We start from the raw sequence: 19,199 nt of genomic DNA on the forward strand, positions 1-19,199 counted from the left end.
TTTTAATTCACGACCTGCTTTGCCTGTGCCATCTTACCATGGACACTCGGCATAGATCATTATCCCCTCACAAATGCTCTTCTGCCAGCATAGACCGCTTTGTTTGCCAGTTCCTCCTCTATACGAAGCAGCTGGTTGTATTTCTCTACTCTTTCACCCCGGCAGGGAGCACCGGTCTTGAGCTTGCCGGCACAGGTAGCTACGGTGAGATCTGAGATGAACGAATCAATGGTCTCTCCACTGCGGTGGGAAACATTCAGGCCCCAGCCGGCATTCCTGGCCAGGTCCATGGTTGCAAGTGTTTCGGTAACTGTCCCGATCTGATTGAGTTTGATCAGTACAGAGTTTGCAGCGTTTTCTTCAATTCCACGTTTAACAAGTTCAGGAGAAGTAACAAATATATCATCCCCGATCAGCTCAATTCGTTCCCCCAGCTTTTTTGTCAGCAACTTCCAGCCAGACCAGTCTTCTTCGGCCAGCCCATCCTCGATGGAGATGATAGAATAATTCTCCACAAGCATTTCGTAATATTTGACCATGTCTTCAGAAGTCAACATTTTTTGTTCCCGCCGCAGTTCGTATCTTCCTTCATAATAGAAACCGCTGGATGCGGGATCAAGTGAGATACAGATATCCTTACCAGGCCTATATCCTGCTTCTTCGATGGCAAGTGTGATGAGTTCCAGTGGCTCCTCATTGGATGCGACCTTTGGTGCAAACCCGCCTTCATCTCCAATTGCAGTCGGGTAGCCTTTCTTTTTCAGAATGTTCTGTAATGCGTGGTATGTTTCTGCACCCCATTGCAGAGCTGTCTGAAAATCACGAGCTCCAAGAGGGACGATCATATACTCCTGAAAATCAGCTCCCTGCCATTGTGCATGCACCCCGCCGTTCAGCACGTTCATCATCGGAACCGGTAAAAGATAGCTTTTGTCAGGGCTCAGATACTCAAAGAGCTGCACTCCTGTGGCCTGCGCAGCAGCCCGGGAGACTGCCATGGATACACCGAGAATGGCATTTGCACCTAGCCGCGCTTTATTGGGCGAACCATCAAGTTCGATCAGAGTTCTATCGATCCCTTCCTGGTCAAGAGCATCCATTCCTATGAGAGCATCAGCGATCTTATTGTTCACTTTAGCAACAGCAGTGAGCACACCTTTTCCACCATAACGCTTCGGATCGCGATCACGAAGCTCATATGCCTCGTGTTTCCCAGTAGACGCACCGGAAGGCACTGCAGCTCTTGCCCGTGTCCCATCCTGCAGTAAGAGATCTACTTCGACGGTCGGGTTACCCCTTGAATCAAGGATCTCGCGTCCGTGAATATTTTGTATTGTAGTATTCATCTTTTCCTACTCCTGTATTCGTATCACTATGCTTTAGAATAATACCTGTCAAGCCGCCTGATACTTACTAAAGATAGTATAAAGTCTAAACACCATTGTAGAAGTCATTAGCTTGAGCGGTTTAGACCCGAGAGTCTAGGCGGACCCCATCACCTTTCTCAGAGGGTCTACTTGCATCAGATAAATAAATTACGCAAACTTTGATCGTGCTTTGATTGATCAGCATTCGATCATTCAATAGAACTTACACCCGTCTTTTATTTGCAAGCTGATCTGCTAATACCAACAGGAGATCGCTAAGCAATAGTAATGTGAACACAAAATCGGTTTAAATGCAGAGTTAAATTCAATATAGAAACCTATTTATAACATAATATGGATTGAGTATTCGATATGTCTACTCCGACATAACGCTGCTGGCAGCACTTTAGAATGCAAGACTACCTGGCCAAAACCTGCCGGCAGCTCAATCCCAAGATCATTCTGATCTGAATATAAGGTGGTGTTCTGTACGGATAAAAAGAACCAGACGTTATTTACGGTTGCCATAGCGATCGTTATTGTCATAGCCATTGCGGCTATGTTCATGGGTTCGAATGGTGAAAAGCAACAAGATCAGCAACAAACAGCACAAAAGACAGCCATTACAGTATCTGCTTCTGCAGTAATGACAGAAGCTTTCACAGATATGGAAAAAGAGTTTGAGGCTGACAATTCGGGAATAGACCTGATAATGAACTTCGGTAACGCAGGTTCTCTAAGGATGCAGATAGAAGGAGGTGCACCTATAGATGTGTTTGCTCCGGCAGATGTGATCCATATGGATATGCTAGCATCAAAGAGATTGGTTTACAACGATTCACGAAAAGATTTCGCCGGGAGTACCCTTGTGATGATAGTCCCAAAAGGCAACGTGCTTAACCTTACAAGTATAGAAGACCTGTCCAAGCCTGAAGTGAAGAAGATAGCACTTAGTGATACAGAGGCCTCAACTGTAGGGAGGTATACAAAACAATCGCTTATGGAGGAGGGTTTGTGGAACAGTGTACAGAATAAGCTACTTACAGGCGACACAGTGAAAAATTCACTTGTCTTTGTGGAGAGAGGAGAAGCTGATGCTGGATTTGTATTCATGACCGATGTATCATCAGCACAGCCGGACACAATTGAAGTGGTTTCTTCAGTTCCTGTGAGTATGCCAATTGTTTACCCAATATCAATCGTTTCAGCTACCCAGCACCCGAAAGAATCACAGCTGTTCATAGATTTCGTAACTGGGGAAAAAGGTAGATACATACTGGAACAATATGGATTCAGTATTCCTCAGACCGGATGAACTCAAATGCTTGACCAGGTATGGTTCCCTTTATACATAACGCTTAAGATATCACTGGTATCCTCGTTAATAGTGGCAATACTGGGTACTTTGATATCTTATATCCTGGCCAGAAGGGAATTCATGGGTAAATGGCTTGTAGATGTCTTAGTCACGCTTCCCATGGTACTTCCTCCCACAGTAACTGGATACATGCTGGTCGTGCTTCTCGGGAAGAACGGTACCCTTGGAAAAGTTTTATTCGACCTTACAGGGATCAGTATACTTTTTACCTGGCAGGTAGCGGTCATAGCTGCATTTGTCGTATCTTTGCCCCTGATGGTCAAGACGACAACAGCCGCCATAGAGGCTGTTGACAGGGAGCTCGAATATGTGGCCTATACATTAGGAAAGAGCGAGCTTGAAACCGCATTGTTCATCACCCTGCCTCTTGCTAAAAGAGGCATACTTGCCGGCATAGTGCTCAGTTTTGCAAGAGCAGTAGGAGAGTTCGGTGCAACACTTATGGTCGCCGGGAATATTCCGGGCAGGACAAACACTATGGCCATCTCCATTTACAGTGCATTCCAGGGCGGCAACAGTGAACTTGCGAACACACTGGTGATAATACTCGTGCTCATGTCCCTGATATCCATGGCCATCACTACAAAACTTGTAAATAGCTGGAAGATCTGAGGTGTGTACGCATGGGTATCAAAGTTGACTTCAGAAAACGATTTTACAAGGACAATGGCAGGAAGAAAGGAAAAGAACCCTCTTTCACCGTGGATGTCAGCTTTGAAGCAGGCAATGAACTGATAGTCCTTTTTGGCCAGTCAGGCTCTGGAAAGACCACTACCTTACGATGTATCGCCGGGCTGGAAAAACCCAATGGGGGAAAGATCACTGTGAACGGCACGGTGTACTTCGACTGCCATAAGAACATAGACCTACCACCCCAGCAGCGTAGCCTTGGTTATGTGTTCCAGAACTACGCCCTTTTCCCCCACATGGATGTAAAGAAAAACATCACATACGGGCTCAGGGGAAGGACAGACAGGGAAAAGGAAAAGAGGATGCGAGAAATGCTCCATCTTTTACATATAGAAGGACTGGAGGACCATTATCCTTCACAGCTTTCAGGAGGACAGAAACAACGTGTGGCTCTGGCCCGTGCTCTGGCTCCCGGACCGGACATTTTGCTATTGGACGAGCCTTTTTCCGCACTGGATATGATCGTGCGCATGAAGTTGCGGGAAAGGATAAAACTGATCCAGAAAGAACTGAACATACCCGTGCTTTTCATCACCCATAACCCCGTAGAGGCTTTCACCCTTGCTGAAAGGATCATAGTTTTCCATGAAGGGACAGTGCAGCAGACAGGCACCCCTGAAGAGGTATTTTACCATCCTAAGAACAGACACGTAGCAGAGCTTGCCGGTGTGACCAATATATTTGATGATGCCGTATTTACACACCACATAGATGAACATAGAACATTGTTCAAGGCAGGGGATCTGGATATAATTGCCAGACACGTTGATCTTGAACCTGATAAAAGGGTATCATGGGGCATTCGCCCCGAAAATATCATCCTTGTTGGTCCCGATAAGGACAATATAGGAATGCATGAAAATCGTTTCAGCGGGAAAGTTATGAGCATCGTCAACAAAGGCACGAGCAAGCTCATAGCAGTAGGATCGAACAAAGAGAGAAGGATACTGATCTCTGAAGTATCGAACAAAGCGTATGAAGAACTTAACCTTTCCCAGGGATGCGGTTGCACATTTTCATTTGCATCCAGGGACATACTGATATTCGTCTGATCTTAACACTTTTTTTATTGAGAATATAGCTTCATATAAAATGTTCAAGCCACACCTATAAGTTAACTATTTATACCAAAATGTTAGAAATATATCACATTAAGATAAAAATATCACACATAATGAGAGGTATTCAATATGGATAAGAGATATAAATATAGCCTTTATGCAGCAATAATAGCCTTTGTGGCAGGAGTGACGGCGAGTGTCCTGCAAATAGGCAATGAAGAGGTTGCGAATATATTGATCAACATCGGTGTGGCCCTTATAGCTGTACTGCTGATCAGGCTGAGAAGGACAGGGAACCTGCCTGAAAAAGATGAGAGGACAAAGAAGCTGGGTGCTTATGGCCTGTCATACTCATGGCTCATCACATTTCTCGCTTTGAACCTGATATTCTGGATAGATCGCCTGCAGTTTGCACAACTCACTGTATCCGCAGTAGTGTTCATTCTCGGAATTCTCATGCTGGTGACTGCAAAAGGTTTCCAGTGGTATTTCCTTTCAAAGGGTGATATGGACTGATCAAAGATCTATTAAAGAGGTGTTGCATGCAGACAAGGATCAAAGAGTTCAGAGCGCGATACGATCTTACCCAGGAAGACCTGGCAAAAAAAGTCGGCGTGCGCAGGGAGACAATAGGTTTTCTGGAAAAGGGGAAATATAACCCATCGCTGAAACTTGCATACAGGATAGCAAAATGCCTGAACTCTACGTTAGACGAACTTTTTATATTCGATGAGAGTGACCTCTAAAACAAGAGAAATGGAAACAAGAGCGAAAGTTTGGATCACGGAAGACGGAAAACCCGTAATAGGAGAAGGCAAAGTCGCGCTCCTCAGGGCCATAGATGAAGAAGGGTCCCTGCGCAAAGCCTGCAGCAAGGTAGGTGTTTCCTACAAACATGCATGGCTGGTCCTCAATAAGATGAGCGAACGTTTAGGGGAGGACGTGGTAATGACAACAAGGGGAGGAAAACAACAGGGAACCTTTCTCACTGATGCTGGTCGTAAACTCATAAGAGAATACGATATAAGCAAGCAACTGCTCAATGATACCATGCACGATGAAACTTTCAGGGAGGACCTTGGATTACATCTTTCCGCGCGCAACAGGATACCTGCAAAGGTCATTGAAGTGGAAAAAGGAGATTTGGCCTCCCGGGTAAAAGTATCCATAGAAGCTGCAGTGCTCAGCTCACTTATTACCACCGAGGCAGTTGAAAAGCTGGATATAAAAGAAGGTGACGAGGTCTTTGCAGTGATCAAGTCTACTGAAGTCCTTATTGGTAAAAGGGCGGTAAAGAAGGATTAAGTCTATGGTATCCTCTGCCTGCCTTTTCTCTTAAAACATTGATCAATGTTCTAAATTACACTTTTTTCGGACTATCCCATAGGCCATAAGGGGAAGCAACAAAAGAGCAAATGCAAGCTGGATGTAGGGAGGTACAATATCCGCTCCACTTCCCACGATTGCTGCTGCCCGGATCCCAAGACCCAGATAGATGAAATCAAGCAGCAGTCCAAAGCCAATGGAACATACTGCTATCATGCCAACATAGACCATTGCAGTCCTTTTTCCCAGGAATTTCATTACCATGGTGATGGTCGCAGCGTTCGTTGCCGGCCCTGCAAGGAGGAACACAAAAGCTGTACCCGGGCTCATACCTTTTGCAACCAGTGCTGCAGCAAGAGGCGTAGACGTGGTCGCACAAATATAGAGAGGTATGCCTATCAGAAGCATTATCAACATTGAAAAAATCCCACCTCCCAGATAGGAACTGATAACCTCTTCAGGTATCAAGTATGCAATAATGCCTGCAATTATGGTCCCTATTATCAGCCATTTTGAAATATCCCCAAGAAGGTCTACAAATGCATACTTTATACCAGCTGATATTCTGGGAACTGTACCAGTATTAATATCCGAAGAGCATGCCCCTCCCGGACAGGAACAACCGCATCCTTGGATAGCTGGAGCGTGCATCATGACAAGGGGTTTGTTTAAATGGGTCTTCTTCTCAGTTACCGATGAAAAGTTTTCAACTATGCCTGCTGCTATAGCCGTGAACAGTGTAGCCAATGGCCTGAATACCGTCATTATGGGATCAAGCAAAGCGTAGGTAATCGCAATGGAATCAACTCCTGTTTCCGGTGTAGAGATCATGAAGGATAACGTAGCCCCTTTTGTTGCACCTCTTTTCTTAAGAGATAAGGCCGTAGGTACCACTCCACATGAACATAACGGCAACGGCAAACCCATGATAGATGCATTGATCACAGACCTTACTTTTCCTGCTGATTCACCCAGATAAGACAGCACTTTTTCGTCCGGCACAAATGCATGCAATATGCCTGCGATCAGGAATCCCAGGAAAAGATAAGGAGACATCTCCAGGAAAAGTGACCAGGATTCAAATGAAATGCCATACAGGATCTGTATGATCGATGCTTCGGATATCAGGATTCCATCTCCTTTGCGTGTTGCTTGCACATCTCCACAAGTACACTTACGTGCTCATCAGCCAGATGATAGACAGTAAAACGGCCTTCTCTTTTTGTCCTCACAAGGTCTAGCTGGCGCAGGGTACGCAAGCTGTGAGAGATAGCCGATTGGGATTGTCCCAGCATATTTTCAATATCAGTCACACAAAGAGGACACTGCTGTAAAAGTAGAAGGATCTGCAGACGTGTTGTGCATTGTAATGCACCAAAAGTTTGGCATATGCGGTTCAGCACTTGTTCAGAGGGCAGCCTATGGATCATAGCTTTAATAGCTGCTTCATCCATGCATGAATGGGACATATATATGAACATATGAACAATAGTTCATATAAGTAACCGTCAGATCGGGGGATAGAAGAACAAAATAATTATAAATGCCACTATCAAGAGAGATAGCCAATCCTCTTTGTGCATATCCAGTTCTAACATGGATGTCCTGTATGCACCCTGATAACATCGGCTTTCCATAGCCATCGCCAGGTCCTCTGTCACACGCAATGTATTGCGGATCATAGGCACAGCTATGGAAGGAATGGCCTTCAAAGGATTACGACGCAGATCCATACCTCTGGAAACCTGTGCTTCTGTGATTTGCTGCAGACTCTCGTGAAGCAAGGGCACAAAACGCATGGAAATGGACATCATGGTGGCAAGGTCATAGGATGAAATGCCCAACAGAGAAAGAGGTAGTGGGCGCAGCATCCTTTCTATACCCAAAGTAATGAGGGAAGGACTTGTGGTTGAAATAAGCAATGAGGCAAAAAGGACAAGCAGAATGAATCGTGAAGTAACAAGCATCCCTTTCCAGAGTCCTTCATAACTTACACCTAATGGCCCCAGGTAAAACAGTCCCTCACTTTCTGAGAACATGACCTCTACCAAGAAAATGAAAATGAAGAACAACAGCATGGGACGAAGAGAGTTAAGATGGTGCTTTATTCCCTGCTTTGCAAGAAGTGCAAATAAGAGAAAAGCACTTGATAACAAAACCATATCCTGAGAACTGGATGCCCCCAGTACAACAACACTAAGCAGCATTACTGATACAAGTTTCGTACGGGGGTCCAGCCTGTGAAGAACAGATCTTCCCTCAATGTAGGAAAAGAACAGTTCATTCATGTGCTGTTCCCATCCTTTTGATACGCATTATTTCCTGGAAAGCCTCTTCCACATCGAATATTTTTTCTTCGACCTTTATCCCGCATCTGCGAAGCTCCCTCATCAACAAAGGAATATCAGGAATTTGTGGAAGAGTAGATAAAAAAAAGTCCTCAGGTGTGCCATCAAATGCTATTTTTCCCTGGTCCATGAAAACCATCCTGGTAGCTGAGGGCAACACATGATCTAAATTGTGAGTTATGATCACTATAGTGATCCCCATGGCATGAACCTGTGCCAATGCCTTGGAGAGTTCTTTTCTGCCCTTAGGATCAAGCCCTGTGAAGGGTTCATCAAGAACGATATATTTAGGACTTGCAGCGATGACACCGGCAAGGGCCACCAGCCTCATATGGCCATTACTTAAACTGAAAGGTGATCTTGAAGCGATCTTTCCATCCATTCCCAGCAGTTTTAATGACCAGCTCACTTTTGAACGCAATTCCTCACCGGAAATTCCAAAGTTGGATGGTGCAAAAGCGACATCTTCAAACACTGTCCTTGCAAATAGTTGCTGCTGGGGAAACTGGAACAGCATTCCTACTAGTTTCCTGGCATGAACAGAAGCTGCATTATACCCATCCACAGTCACTTTTCCTGAAGAGGGCTTTAAAAGGCCGTTGAAATGTTTTACAAGAGTGGTTTTCCCTGAACCTACTTCTCCCATAATGACCAGAAATTCACCTTCTTCTATCTTCAGGCTCACTTTGTCAAGCACCATTTGCTCTAACTGGGTTTTTCGTGCATAGGAAAAGCTGACATTTTCTACAATGACCGACATATCCCCTCCGCCAGAGTAAGTGGAGACAATGGCTGACCATTCAGGTGAATAATACCTGCGTCTTCAAGTCTTAGTGCAAGCTGCACTAAAGGGGGCACCTCAAAAAGATCATGGTCCCGAAGGAATTCCCTGATAATGTCACGCGGTGCACCATCGGCTATGACCTTACCGTTATCCATCACCAGAACACGGTCTGAGATCAGTGCTTCTTCCAGCCGGTGGGTTATATAAAGCAGGCCTATTCCTTTTTTTTTAAGAGAAAGCACTATATTGAGCACTTCTGTGCATGATCGTGGGTCCAGCATAGAAGTCGCTTCATCCAGCACGAGGAATTTAGAACCCATAGATAAAGACCCTGCAATGGCCGCTTTCTGTTTCTGGCCACCGCTCAGGGAACCTGGAGAAGCATACCTATACTTTTCCATACCAGTAACTGTTAATGCTTCTGAAACCAAATATCTGATCTCTGCAGGCGGAAGTGCTAAATTCTCTAAACCAAAGGCAATATCCTCTTCCAGTGTGCTTCCAAAGAACTGCACATTAGGGTTCTGAAAAACCATACCAACAACCTGTCTGATCTTCCAGAGATGAGAAGAGTCTCTCGTATCCATACCCATCACCTCCACAGAACCTTCAGTGGGCCTTAAGAGGCCGTTCAAGTGCCTGGACAGAGTGGACTTGCCACAGCCATTGGGACCCATTAAGGTTACAAATTCACCCATTTTTAGTTCAAGATCAATGGAATCAAGCACATATGTGCCATCGGGATAGCTGTATGAAAGGCCCTTAATGGATATCATGCACTTATACCTCATATCGTTCAGCTATGAATGCAGCAAGCATCAATGTGACCAGGTCCCCTATAATGAAAGGTAATACTCCTGCGATCATTGTTTGCTGGAATGTCAGATGTGCTAAGGACATCAACCGGAAGGCTCCAAATAAATAGATGATAATTAATCCGATTATCATACATAGAAAATTTTTCAGTATAGAGCGCTTGGGTAGAATTTCCAGGAGCTTGCCTGTTACAAATGCTGCAAAAATGAAGCCTGCAAGATAGCCTCCGGTTGGACCAAAAAGCACCCCCATGCCAGAAGCCCCTCCTGCGAATACCGGAAAGCCTGCTATACCCAATAAAAGGTACACCACCATACTAATAGTCCCCCATCGGCTACCCAACATGGAACCTGCAAGCAATACGAAGAATACCTGCATTGTCACAGGAACAGGCGTAATGGGCAAAGGGATCTTTACATACGCACCTACAGCTGTGAGAGATGCGAAGAGGGCAGCAAAGACCATTTTTTTCAGGTCAGTATGAGATCTATCATTAAATATGGGATTATTGTAAACCACGGTTACAAAACTGGTTTACATTGAATTTAAAGATTAGCATCTGACAATATAGGAAAAAGAAAAAATAAGGCCGGAACAAGTTCGGCCATAGTAAACCATTTTGAAAAAAGAACTGGATCAATCTCCCAGTTCTACGTCGGAGCCCGGCATGCCTCCTGCACCTGCCTTGCTCTTCCCTGAAGATGCAACCACATCGTCGATCCGGAGGATCATAACGGCAGCTTCAGTAGCTGAGTTGATCGCCTGTGTCTTTACCCTCAGTGGTTCAATGACGTTCTCTTCCCACATGTCAACGACCTTGCCGGTATATACGTTCACACCTGCTCTTTTGTTACCTTTCTCATGCTGGGAACGCATCTCAACAAGTATGTCTATCGGATCAAGTCCACCATTCTCGGCAAGGGTCTGCGGAATGATCTCCAAGGCATCTGCGAATCCATTTACTGCAAGCTGTTCTCTGCCTGTGAGCGTGGAAGCGTACTGCCTGAGCTTCAGTGCAAGTTCTATTTCAGTTGCACCGCCACCTACCACTACCTTGCCGTCTTCCAGGCAAACACCTACAACTCTCAGTGCGTCATTGAGCGCACGTTTCAGGCTATCTACAATATGGGTAGTTCCTCCGTGAAGGATCAGAGATACGGTCTTTGCATCCTTACAGCCCATCACAAAGGTCATCTTGGTGCCTTTGATATCCCTTTCTTCCACATAGTCTGCGTAACCAATGTCTTCAGTGAGGATCTCTGTGTCATCCTGCACAATAGTAGCACCTGTTGCCCTGGCAAGCTTTTCCATATCGCTCTTCTTGATCCTTCTGCAGGCATATATGCCAGCCTTCTCAAGATAGTACTGGGCAAGGTCATCGATGCCCTTCTGACAGAATACCACATTTGCACCGGTCCTGATGATGTTATCGACTTTCGCCTTGATCATCTTCTCTTCCTGATCCACGAACAGCTGCATCTGTTCAGGAGATGTGATCTTTATCTCAGCATCCTTTTCGATCTTGTTGAACTCGATAGCAAAGCTTGTCAACATTATTTTAGCGTTGTCGATCCTCTGGGGCATGTTGGGCCTGACACGGTCCTTGTCTATTACAAGTCCCTGGACTATTTCCGTGTCCTTTATGCTTCCGCCTTCACGCTTCTCGATAGTTATGTCATCTGTATCGACCTTGTAGCCTGAATCTGTCTTCTCGGCAACGGAAAGTACAGCATCAAGGGCGATCTCAGACAGGAAGTCCTTGTGTAATTCTCCTTCACCCTTGCCTGTAAGCGCAGTTGAAGCGATCTTCTTGAGAGCTATTCTGTCTTCAGGTGAAACATCAATAGTGATCGTTTTCAGGACCTCTTCACATTTTGCAGCGGCGTGCCTGTATCCACTTGTTATAACTGTAGGGTGGATACCTTTATTCATTAATTCTTCTGCCTTTGTGAGCAATTCCCCTGTAAGCACAGCTGCAGTGGTAGTACCATCTCCCACTTCATCATCCTGGGTCTTGGAAACCTCTACCACCATCTTGGCAGCAGGATGCTCAATATCCATTTCCTTAAGAATGGTAGCCCCATCATTGGTGATAACTATATCACCTAGGGAGTCCACTAGCATTTTGTCCATGCCTTTGGGACCCAGTGTGCTTCTCACTGCATTTGCCACAGCCTTTCCTGCAAGGATATTGATGCTCTGTGCATCTCTACCCCTAGTCCTCTGAGCTCTGTTACCTGAATAGTATGCTGGTTGTCCAGCTGTTCGTGCTGCCAAATCATTAACCTCCTCATATAGTGTTGGATAATTGAACGATCAATTTGAACATTGAAGTGCCTTTATCGAAGATATTCAACACTCGATAGTTGAATCTAGATGCAAGCAGTTCTATATAAAGATAACCAGTGCGGTTAGAAAAGGACTTGAGATAAATATGGACCACAAAAAATAAAGGAAGAAGTACCGTTTTGAATGAAGGCATGCCTAAAGGTATAACTTTTTGATACTATTGAGAATAGCACAGTAAACATGTTCCTTATAGCATGCAGGATCGGGAATGCTGAATATGGCCAACCCGCCTGCATTCCATGCCACATTAGAGATGATGTTCTTTTGATCCATCTCATCGATCATCAGCTTAACTTTGGAAACATCTTCAGCTACCTCTCTCCAGTCCCCCTGATGGACTGTGGAGGGAGACTGCCTGAGATGAAGTTCAAGCTGCTGTAAGGCGAACTGATATGTATGTAGCCATTGGATATCCTCATTTTCTACCTTCGCCTTTCCGAGCTTCGCATCCTGAACAAGTTGCTTGATAAGCAAGTCAATATCAAAAGACTTGAAACTTCCGTTATCTAATTTATCCATGAAGACTTGGACCTTTTCCATTACAACCCACCTGCATAGAAAAGATGGTAATGAAAGCACATAAGAGTTTCTCAAATCCATGTTTTGTACACCATACATGCCGATAAACTCATTTATTCAAAATTAAAACCGAACATTTAAATATGACCATGGTCATTAATGACCCCAGTCATATTTAACTGAGATCAGATAGAAAGAAATGCGTAACATGTCCCTCCGTGAAAAAAAGAAGATCGAGACAAAGAACAGGATCTTTGAGGTGTCCGGAAAGCTTTTCAAAGAAAAAGGCTTCGAAAACACCACGATCGATGAAATAACAAAAGAAGCCGGCATAGCAAAAGGTACTTTTTTTAATTATTTCCCGACAAAAGAATCCCTTGTGTTTTACTTTGCGGAGCAAAAGGCCGATTTGATCTGCGACCTGACAGAGAACGAAGCTATCGATCACCTTCATACAAAAGAAAGGATCAAGAAGTTTCTTGTAGCTCTTGCTGAAAGTTACGAGAAGGACAAAGATCTGACAAAACTGCTGTTCTTTGAATATGGAAGGTATATAAAGAATTCCAGAGATGTTCCTGATAAAGACAGGAACCCGCATTCCCGCCTTACCAAAGTGATCCTGGACCTTCTGGAAGAGGGAATAAAAAAAAGAGAAGTAAAAGTGAGCATTGATACAAGAATAGCAGCCGAAGCTCTGAACGCCGTGTATTTTCACACTTTAATGGTGTGGCTGAAGTCAGAGAACGAACTCTCTTTTTCAAGAGACATATCTGCAAAGATAGACCTATTATTCGAGGGCATAGGAGATTGAGTGCAATGGTGGCTATAGAGGTTGAGAACCTGACCAAGGAATTTAACGGATTTGTTGCTGTAGATCATATTTCATTCAGTATAAAAAGTGGAGAAGCATTCGGCTTGCTTGGTCCCAATGGGGCAGGTAAGACGACCACCATGTCCATGCTTTCAACAATGCTGAAACCAACTTCCGGCAGAGCATCTGTACACGATTTCGATATATTGAAAGAACAAGATGATGTCAGAAAATCCATTGGTATTGTTTTTCAGGACCAGAGCCTCGATGAGGAACTCACCGCCTATGAGAACATGGATTTTCATGGGAGATTGTACCGTATCCCAAAGAACTTACGGGAGAGAAAGATAAACGAGCTTCTGAAGCTTGTGGAACTCGAAGACAAAAAGGACAATCTTGTGAAAACTTATTCCGGAGGAATGAGAAGACGCCTTGAAATAGCAAGAGGGTTACTGCATGAACCCAGAGTGCTTTTCCTGGATGAACCAACCCTTGGTCTGGACCCTCAGACAAGGAACCATCTCTGGAGCTACATAGATAGACTTAACAAAGAAAAAGGTATCACAATAATCCTCACCACCCATTATATGGAAGAAGCAGACAAGCTTTGTGACCGGATCGCAATAATCGACAAAGGAAAGATAATCGCATTAGACACCTCGGAAAAACTTAAGGAAAGCATAGGAGGAGATGTGATCGAAATAATGTCCCCGGACAGAGATAAGATCCATTCGGTCATCAAAGCACTTTCGTGGGTGAAACATGTGGACGTCCATAATGGTTCTGTCACCATCAACCTTCAGAATGCCGAAAAACATGTTGCTGAGATAGTAAACATTGCATATGGCAATGGAATTGAGATTGGATCCATCTCAATTCACAAGCCCACACTTGAAGATGTCTTTTTGTATTATACGGGCAGAACCATGAGAGAGGAAGAGGCCAGCAGCAAAGATCGCATGCGTATGACGCACAAGCCTCAGAGGAGATAAAATGGACATCGTGTATACCATCTGGTTAAGAAATGTAAAACGTTATCTTCGCTCCAAAAGCAGGATCATAGGCAGCTTAGGCATGCCCACTTTCTTTTTGCTTGTACTCGGCTTTGGCCTTGATTCCGTGGTCAGCCTTCCGGGCATGAGCCACGGGTATATAGGATTTATCATTCCAGGCATTATTTCCATGAGCGTCCTGTTCACTTCTATATTCTCAGGCATACAGATCATCTGGGATAAACAATTCGGATTCCTGAAAGAAACACTGGTTGCACCAGTATCCAGAGTTGAGATCATGCTGGGACAAACCGTTGGAGGAGCTACAACCGCTCTTATCCAGGGACTCATAATTCTCGTGATATCGTTATTCCTGGGCCTGAAGCTCAGCAGTATTCCTGGATTCGCTCTGGCAATCATATTCATGACATTGATAGGACTATCCTTCACTGCATTTGGTATTGCCTTTGCATCAAGAATGGAAGACATGCATGGATTCCAGCTCATAATGAACTTTGTCGTATTCCCAATATTCGGACTTTCCGGAGCATTATTTCCCATAGACAGCCTGCCTTCATGGTTAAGGTCCCTGACCATGCTGGACCCGCTCACATACGGAGTAGAAGGGATAAGATACGGTCTTTTGGGAACCTCCCAGATAGACCCGGTATTGAGCTTTTTTGTGCTTAGCGGATTTACAATATTCATGGTAGTACTGGGTGCCTACCTGTTCCGGAAGATAAGTATCTGAGGAACAGTGGAAATTTCAGAAGCTGCTTAAAAACAGAAGGTAGAAGATGCACAAGCCTGATGAACTAAAACAGATAGTGCCGTTACTGGCACTTTTAACAGCATTTCCGGCATTTTCCACTGATATGATACTACCAGCCATCCCTTCCCTTGCTGTGACATGGGACAAGCCTCTGGCAGTGGTCAATCTGATCCTTATTTGCTTTTTTGTCACCTATGGTTTCTTCCTGCTTATCTACGGCCCCATTTCAGACAGGTACGGACGAAGAAGACCATTGATCGCCGGGATCTCACTGTATATATTTGCCAGTATGCTCTGCGCTTTGGCAAACAGTGCATCTATGCTGATAGCATTTCGTATACTACAGGCTGCGGGAGCTGCTGCCAGTGCATCCCTGTCCATGGCCATGACCAAGGATATATTCTCAGGAAAGGAAAGGGAAAGGATACTTGCTTATATAGCGGTCATAATGGCACTGGCTCCTATGTTCGCTCCCATCATGGGAGGCTGGATCCTGGTTTATCTTTCATGGCATTGGATATTCTTTGCCCAGGGTGTGATGGGAGTAATAGGTCTTCTGGGAGTCCTCAGAACACCTGAAACACTGAAAGAGGCATCAGAAACTCCCTTATCAAGGGTGATGCATTCTTATGGCAAACTGTTGCTCAATAAGAAATATGTGATAATGGTCCTTGTGATGTCCATAAGCCTTTTACCGTTATACAGTTTCATCGCCGGTTCTTCGGCTGTGTACATCAATGGCTTTGGTCTGAGCGAGCAAAATTTCAGCTATTTATTTGCTTTCAATGCTCTTGCACTGATGGCAGGATCCATGTCCTGCCTTAAACTGACAGAAAGGACGAACTCCAAAAACCTGATAACTGCTGGTTTTGCAGGTATCGTCCTGGGTGGCATACTTATCCTTACCATCGGTCAGCGTGGGCCCTGGAGCTTTGCAATCCCTATGGCCATGATAACATATTCGATAGGTATCAGCAGACCTCCAAGTAACCATCTCGTGCTTGAGCAGGTACGCAGAGATGCAGGTTCTGCATCTTCCTTATTAATATTCACATATTTCACCCTCGGGGCTGTAGGCATGTGGCTTGTATCCCAGAACTGGTTTGAAAGGATACAGATATTGGGCACTATCGCTTTGATCAGTGGTGTGCTTGTACTGGGAGCATGGCTTGTTTTACAGAAAAAGGGCATTGAAAGTGCATGATCTTCTTTGAGTTCAAAGGCCTTCGCTCTGAAAGCAAGTGTGCTATGATCAATACTGAAAAAGAAAAACGATCCCGGAGGGATTCGAACCCCCGACCCTCGGGTTAGAAGCCCGATGCTATATCCTGGCTAAGCCACGGGACCTGTAGGGGTATGTGATAGATGTTTATACATAAAAGCCTTTTGTACGATCAACTAAAGAAAATCTCAAATCAGGTTTTGGTATATAAAATAAAAGATCAAGCAATCAATGCTTGATTCATTCATATCTGCCATACATTTCTGCAGCGTCCATCATGGCCATCAATTTGATGGGGGCTGCATTGACAGGGAATTCACACCCGGGGGCAAGAATAAAGCCAGATGGCGAGTTCATGCCTTCGTGTATTGTCTGCTTACAGATCTCCAGTAATTTTTCATATGGCTCGGTGAGGAAAAGAGGAGGATTGATATTGCCACAGATGACATCATGATCACCAAAAGCCTTTACCTGGTCCTTAATGGGGGTTTCGGGACCAAAGAGCCAGACATATTTTCCTGACCAACCCAGCTCGTTCCTTAATTTGACATAATGTTCTATGTTCTTGTTCTGGTCAGAACACGGATGCATAAGTACAGCATGCACTCCCAGCTCTTTCAAGTGGGTATGTATCCTTTTCATGTACGGATATGCGAATTCAGCAAACATTTCAGGCGAGATCATAGTATTGGATTCAGAAGGCCCTCCATCGAATGGGAGCATGTTCTCAGCACCATATTTCTCTGCAAAATAATCTATAGCATTGATGAACATATCACATACTTTATTTAGCAGTGAGTGTGCAGCCTTTGGCTCCATGAGAAGCCAGCTCAAAAATTCAGATGTATCCGCAACTACCGAGGTTGCAGTAAAGGTACTGCCGATCTGCACACTAACGGGCATTCCCATCGCATGACATCTTGCAGCCAATTTATCTGCTTCCTTATATGCGCCGGGCAATTCTCTTTTAAAATCAGGCACTTCAAGTTTCTCGATGTCTTCTATGTTCTTCACCGGATGTTTTTTAACGAAGGGTGCACCCTGACCTTTACCATAGGGATACTCTATCTCGCCACCAAATTCAAACGCACCCAGCGATGCATAGCCATACATCGGGGTCTGCTCATAACCATGCAGGCGCATTGAAGCGAACTGAGCTTCAAAACACTTATCCCCATCGGCATAGAAGTCCCCAAGTGATATGCCAGTGATCTTTGAAGAATAGCCTAATACGAAAGGGACCACTGGTACACGATCAGGCTTTTGTCCGGTCATAACGGCCATCATACGTTCAGACGGTGTCATTCTTTGTGTCATTGACTCACTACCCCCTATAATTAATAGGTATTCAAATGTATGGAGCCTTATCAATAAATAGATGTGTGTTTTTAATACGAGTTTTTTAAAATCTGAAAGAAGATAGAGGAAATATTTGCTTATATATGAAAAAAAGGACTCGACAGAAAAGGAGATCTGATATTCATGATCCAATTCTGCAGAGCTTATCAGAACCATAAATGCATGGTCCTAACGGAAGTGCATCAGATCAAATAATTCGAGCCGATCAACTGGTGGTTTCCTCTATCCATGCGGAGAATCGAAATGCAAATATATGATAGATTGACATCAATCACTACATCGATTTAATGAGGTACTATAATGAGCGAACTGTTAATCTACTGCAACGGTGAGTACGTTCACAGATCACAGGCAACTGTTTCTTTATTTGACCATGGTTTCCTGTATGGGGATGGTGTCTTTGAGGGTATCAGAGCCTATAATGGGCGTGTTTTCAAGTTACGGGAACACCTGGACAGGCTGTATGACTCGGCAAAGGCTATCGCCCTGGAGATCCCGATGTCAAAAGAAGAGATGACTGAAGTCATTCTGGAAACCCTGCGCAAGAACGATCTCAGGGATGCTTACATCAGGCCCCTGGTCACCAGAGGGGTCGGCGACCTTGGCCTCGACCCCCGCAAATGCCCGAAGCCAGGAGTGTTCATCATCGCACAGTACTGGGGTGCTATGTATGGAGACCTTTATGAGACCGGCCTTACAGGGATCACTGTTTCAATTCGCCGCAACGCGGCCGATGCACTGTCTCCCAACATCAAATCCCTCAACTACCTGAACAATATCCTCGCAAAGATAGAGGCAAATGCCAAGGGAGGCGATGAAGCCATATTCTTTGACAGCAACGGATATCTCTCCGAAGGTTCAGGAGATAACATTTTCATCATAAAGAACGGTAAGGTTTACACACCGCCCACCATTAATAACCTCAAAGGCATCACCAGGGCTACAGCCATTGAACTGCTGGAAGAGATGAACATACCGGTCTCAGTGGAAAACCTGGGAATGTTCGACCTCTATACAGCTGATGAGATCTTTGTTACAGGTACAGCAGCAGAGGCCGCTCCACTGGTCAAGGTAGATGGACGCCCGATCGGAACGGGAAAACCAGGTCCCATTACAAGGAAGATGATAAAGGCTTTCGAAGAGATCACCCAGAAAACAGGTACTCCCATATTTAAAAATTAAAGCCTCTTTATTTTCACTTTTTTTCAAAAACATTAATTACTCATTAAGTTAATATAACATTTATATTATATTATATTATATTATATTATATTATATTATATAATAGAATCAGAAAGGGTGTTCCCATGGAATCTGCACCAGACAAAGAAAAAGTGATATTAGAAAACTTAAAGTACCTTAATGACTCTGTGATCGCTATATTACTTCTGATGCCTGTGACGTT

The 19,199-nt window shown here is 44.5% G+C and carries 21 protein-coding genes, 1 tRNA gene and 1 riboswitch; of the genes, 11 read left to right on the forward strand and 11 right to left on the reverse strand.

All coding sequences use genetic code 11. From position 1 onward, the window contains the following. Window positions 1–59: 59 nt before the first annotated feature. A complete protein-coding gene (gene eno, locus AB7U21_RS03935; protein ID WP_428387166.1) occupies window positions 60–1,346 on the reverse strand; it encodes a phosphopyruvate hydratase in 1,287 nt (428 codons plus the stop codon). Between the two features lie 91 nt (window positions 1,347–1,437). Beyond that, window positions 1,438–1,509, reverse strand: a riboswitch (Fluoride riboswitch). 339 nt (window positions 1,510–1,848) lie between these two features. Here eno and modA point away from each other — a divergent pair. The 6 genes from modA to AB7U21_RS03965 all read left to right on the forward strand — a co-directional run bounded on the left by modA (window position 1,849) and on the right by AB7U21_RS03965 (window position 5,801). Next, window positions 1,849–2,682, forward strand: a complete 834-nt coding sequence (gene modA / locus AB7U21_RS03940; protein ID WP_428387168.1) for a molybdate ABC transporter substrate-binding protein — start codon at window positions 1,849–1,851, stop codon at window positions 2,680–2,682. Between the two features lie 6 nt (window positions 2,683–2,688). Further along, window positions 2,689–3,357: a molybdate ABC transporter permease subunit gene (modB, locus tag AB7U21_RS03945; RefSeq protein ID WP_428387170.1), complete on the forward strand. Its 669-nt coding sequence runs from the start codon at window positions 2,689–2,691 to the stop codon at window positions 3,355–3,357. Between the two features lie 11 nt (window positions 3,358–3,368). Continuing rightward, entirely contained in the window at window positions 3,369–4,487 is a 1,119-nt protein-coding gene (locus AB7U21_RS03950) for an ABC transporter ATP-binding protein (RefSeq protein WP_428387172.1), read from the forward strand. 138 nt (window positions 4,488–4,625) lie between these two features. Then, window positions 4,626–5,012 (forward strand): hypothetical protein, encoded by a 387-nt coding sequence (locus AB7U21_RS03955; RefSeq protein ID WP_428387173.1) that lies wholly within the window; start codon window positions 4,626–4,628, stop codon window positions 5,010–5,012. A gap of 26 nt (window positions 5,013–5,038) precedes the next feature. Continuing rightward, entirely contained in the window at window positions 5,039–5,242 is a 204-nt protein-coding gene (locus AB7U21_RS03960; RefSeq protein WP_428387174.1) for a helix-turn-helix transcriptional regulator, read from the forward strand. After that, the gene (locus tag AB7U21_RS03965) at window positions 5,226–5,801 is read left to right on the forward strand and encodes a TOBE domain-containing protein (RefSeq protein WP_428387175.1); all 576 of its coding nucleotides are present in this window, start codon (window positions 5,226–5,228) and stop codon (window positions 5,799–5,801) included. The genes AB7U21_RS03960 and AB7U21_RS03965 overlap by 17 nt, the downstream gene beginning before the upstream one ends. 42 nt (window positions 5,802–5,843) lie before the next feature. Here the strand turns inward: AB7U21_RS03965 and AB7U21_RS03970 are convergent, their stop codons facing one another. The 8 genes from AB7U21_RS03970 to AB7U21_RS04005 all read right to left on the reverse strand — a co-directional run bounded on the left by AB7U21_RS03970 (window position 5,844) and on the right by AB7U21_RS04005 (window position 12,659). After that, window positions 5,844–6,929, reverse strand: a complete 1,086-nt coding sequence (locus AB7U21_RS03970) for an SO_0444 family Cu/Zn efflux transporter (protein ID WP_428387192.1) — start codon at window positions 6,927–6,929, stop codon at window positions 5,844–5,846. 17 nt (window positions 6,930–6,946) lie between these two features. Then, window positions 6,947–7,291: an ArsR/SmtB family transcription factor gene (locus AB7U21_RS03975; protein WP_428387177.1), complete on the reverse strand. Its 345-nt coding sequence runs from the start codon at window positions 7,289–7,291 to the stop codon at window positions 6,947–6,949. A gap of 39 nt (window positions 7,292–7,330) precedes the next feature. Further along, window positions 7,331–8,110, reverse strand: a complete 780-nt coding sequence (locus tag AB7U21_RS03980) for an energy-coupling factor transporter transmembrane component T family protein (RefSeq protein ID WP_428387179.1) — start codon at window positions 8,108–8,110, stop codon at window positions 7,331–7,333. Further along, window positions 8,103–8,930 carry an ATP-binding cassette domain-containing protein gene (locus AB7U21_RS03985; RefSeq protein WP_333787282.1) on the reverse strand — a complete coding sequence of 276 codons (828 nt, stop codon included), beginning with the start codon at window positions 8,928–8,930 and terminating at the stop codon, window positions 8,103–8,105. The genes AB7U21_RS03980 and AB7U21_RS03985 overlap by 8 nt, the downstream gene beginning before the upstream one ends. Continuing rightward, entirely contained in the window at window positions 8,915–9,730 is an 816-nt protein-coding gene (locus AB7U21_RS03990) for an ATP-binding cassette domain-containing protein (RefSeq protein WP_428387182.1), read from the reverse strand. The genes AB7U21_RS03985 and AB7U21_RS03990 overlap by 16 nt, the downstream gene beginning before the upstream one ends. 4 nt (window positions 9,731–9,734) lie before the next feature. Beyond that, window positions 9,735–10,289, reverse strand: a complete 555-nt coding sequence (locus AB7U21_RS03995; RefSeq protein WP_333787280.1) for a biotin transporter BioY — start codon at window positions 10,287–10,289, stop codon at window positions 9,735–9,737. 117 nt (window positions 10,290–10,406) lie between these two features. Next, entirely contained in the window at window positions 10,407–12,047 is a 1,641-nt protein-coding gene (gene thsA, locus AB7U21_RS04000; RefSeq protein ID WP_428387184.1) for a thermosome subunit alpha, read from the reverse strand. Between the two features lie 207 nt (window positions 12,048–12,254). After that, on the reverse strand, window positions 12,255–12,659 hold the full coding sequence (locus AB7U21_RS04005) for a hypothetical protein (RefSeq protein WP_333787278.1): 405 nt from the start codon (window positions 12,657–12,659) through the stop codon (window positions 12,255–12,257). A gap of 178 nt (window positions 12,660–12,837) precedes the next feature. Here AB7U21_RS04005 and AB7U21_RS04010 point away from each other — a divergent pair, with 178 nt between their 5' ends. From AB7U21_RS04010 to AB7U21_RS04025, 4 genes are read left to right on the forward strand one after another with little or no spacing between them, the layout of a single operon-like run. After that, window positions 12,838–13,449, forward strand: a complete 612-nt coding sequence (locus AB7U21_RS04010; protein WP_428387187.1) for a TetR/AcrR family transcriptional regulator — start codon at window positions 12,838–12,840, stop codon at window positions 13,447–13,449. 5 nt (window positions 13,450–13,454) lie between these two features. Beyond that, window positions 13,455–14,441 (forward strand): ATP-binding cassette domain-containing protein, encoded by a 987-nt coding sequence (locus AB7U21_RS04015; RefSeq protein ID WP_333787276.1) that lies wholly within the window; start codon window positions 13,455–13,457, stop codon window positions 14,439–14,441. A gap of 1 nt (window position 14,442) precedes the next feature. Beyond that, a complete protein-coding gene (locus AB7U21_RS04020) occupies window positions 14,443–15,192 on the forward strand; it encodes an ABC transporter permease (RefSeq protein ID WP_333787275.1) in 750 nt (249 codons plus the stop codon). A gap of 46 nt (window positions 15,193–15,238) precedes the next feature. Next, the gene (locus AB7U21_RS04025; RefSeq protein ID WP_333787274.1) at window positions 15,239–16,417 is read left to right on the forward strand and encodes a multidrug effflux MFS transporter; all 1,179 of its coding nucleotides are present in this window, start codon (window positions 15,239–15,241) and stop codon (window positions 16,415–16,417) included. Between the two features lie 68 nt (window positions 16,418–16,485). Here AB7U21_RS04025 and AB7U21_RS04030 read toward each other — a convergent pair. Next, window positions 16,486–16,560, reverse strand: a tRNA-Arg gene (locus tag AB7U21_RS04030). 115 nt (window positions 16,561–16,675) lie between these two features. Further along, window positions 16,676–17,752 carry a uroporphyrinogen decarboxylase family protein gene (locus tag AB7U21_RS04035; RefSeq protein WP_333787273.1) on the reverse strand — a complete coding sequence of 359 codons (1,077 nt, stop codon included), beginning with the start codon at window positions 17,750–17,752 and terminating at the stop codon, window positions 16,676–16,678. Window positions 17,753–18,094: 342 nt separating this feature from the next. Between AB7U21_RS04035 and ilvE the strand changes: the two genes are divergently transcribed. After that, on the forward strand, window positions 18,095–18,976 hold the full coding sequence (gene ilvE / locus AB7U21_RS04040; RefSeq protein ID WP_428387190.1) for a branched-chain-amino-acid transaminase: 882 nt from the start codon (window positions 18,095–18,097) through the stop codon (window positions 18,974–18,976). Window positions 18,977–19,199 lie beyond the last annotated feature (223 nt).

The organism is Methanomethylovorans sp., assembly GCF_050177135.1.
Classification (GTDB): Archaea; Halobacteriota; Methanosarcinia; order Methanosarcinales; family Methanosarcinaceae; genus Methanomethylovorans.

Coding starts and splice junctions, on each gene's coding strand:
- eno (WP_428387166.1), bottom strand. CDS start 1,346: ATGAATACTACAATACAAAATATTCACGGACGCGAGATCCTTGATTCA.
- modB (WP_428387170.1), top strand. CDS start 2,689: ATGCTTGACCAGGTATGGTTCCCTTTATACATAACGCTTAAGATATCA.
- AB7U21_RS03950 (WP_428387172.1), top strand. CDS start 3,369: ATGGGTATCAAAGTTGACTTCAGAAAACGATTTTACAAGGACAATGGC.
- AB7U21_RS03955 (WP_428387173.1), top strand. CDS start 4,626: ATGGATAAGAGATATAAATATAGCCTTTATGCAGCAATAATAGCCTTT.
- AB7U21_RS03960 (WP_428387174.1), top strand. CDS start 5,039: ATGCAGACAAGGATCAAAGAGTTCAGAGCGCGATACGATCTTACCCAG.
- AB7U21_RS03965 (WP_428387175.1), top strand. CDS start 5,226: ATGAGAGTGACCTCTAAAACAAGAGAAATGGAAACAAGAGCGAAAGTT.
- AB7U21_RS03975 (WP_428387177.1), bottom strand. CDS start 7,291: ATGTCCCATTCATGCATGGATGAAGCAGCTATTAAAGCTATGATCCAT.
- AB7U21_RS03980 (WP_428387179.1), bottom strand. CDS start 8,110: ATGAATGAACTGTTCTTTTCCTACATTGAGGGAAGATCTGTTCTTCAC.
- AB7U21_RS03985 (WP_333787282.1), bottom strand. CDS start 8,930: ATGTCGGTCATTGTAGAAAATGTCAGCTTTTCCTATGCACGAAAAACC.
- AB7U21_RS03990 (WP_428387182.1), bottom strand. CDS start 9,730: ATGATATCCATTAAGGGCCTTTCATACAGCTATCCCGATGGCACATAT.
- AB7U21_RS04005 (WP_333787278.1), bottom strand. CDS start 12,659: ATGGAAAAGGTCCAAGTCTTCATGGATAAATTAGATAACGGAAGTTTC.
- AB7U21_RS04010 (WP_428387187.1), top strand. CDS start 12,838: ATGCGTAACATGTCCCTCCGTGAAAAAAAGAAGATCGAGACAAAGAAC.
- AB7U21_RS04015 (WP_333787276.1), top strand. CDS start 13,455: ATGGTGGCTATAGAGGTTGAGAACCTGACCAAGGAATTTAACGGATTT.
- AB7U21_RS04020 (WP_333787275.1), top strand. CDS start 14,443: ATGGACATCGTGTATACCATCTGGTTAAGAAATGTAAAACGTTATCTT.
- AB7U21_RS04025 (WP_333787274.1), top strand. CDS start 15,239: ATGCACAAGCCTGATGAACTAAAACAGATAGTGCCGTTACTGGCACTT.
- AB7U21_RS04035 (WP_333787273.1), bottom strand. CDS start 17,752: ATGACACAAAGAATGACACCGTCTGAACGTATGATGGCCGTTATGACC.
- ilvE (WP_428387190.1), top strand. CDS start 18,095: ATGAGCGAACTGTTAATCTACTGCAACGGTGAGTACGTTCACAGATCA.